The organism is Palleronia pontilimi (assembly GCF_016412875.1).
Classification (GTDB): Bacteria; Pseudomonadota; Alphaproteobacteria; order Rhodobacterales; family Rhodobacteraceae; genus Palleronia; species Palleronia pontilimi.
The window spans coordinates 1-343 of sequence record NZ_JAEKPD010000043.1; the positions used below are offsets into that span (position 1 = coordinate 1).

Annotated in this window: 1 protein-coding gene; it reads left to right on the forward strand. The window is 46.4% G+C overall.

The features are described from left to right. Positions 1 to 293, forward strand: a 293-nt coding sequence (locus ILP92_RS18205) for a hypothetical protein (protein ID WP_198917834.1), incomplete at its 5' end; no start/stop codon positions are given. Between the last annotated feature and the right edge of the window lie 50 nt (positions 294 to 343).

Below are 343 nucleotides of genomic sequence, written 5' to 3' on the forward strand. Positions count from 1 at the left end.
TTGTTGCGGTAGAACTGGTTGTTGTTGCTGTGAAAATGGTGGTTGTTGTTGCTGCGAAAATGGTGGTTGTTGTTGTTGCGATAATGGTGGTTGTTGTTGTTGCTGTGAACATGGTTGCTGTTGTGGAAATTGGTGTGGTTGTTGTTGGATGGGTTGTTGTTGTTGGTGGTGCGTTAATGTTTGTTGTGGTGGTAATGGTTGTTGCTGCGATGGTCTCTCCAAACCAGGGATGTGGCTATTCTCCATTTGTGCAATGGCACTTGTCGCCGCAACGGCGAGGAGGGCAAAGATGAGGAAGGTCTTCATGGTGGACTAGTGTTAACTAGTGTTGCTTGGTTTTGAT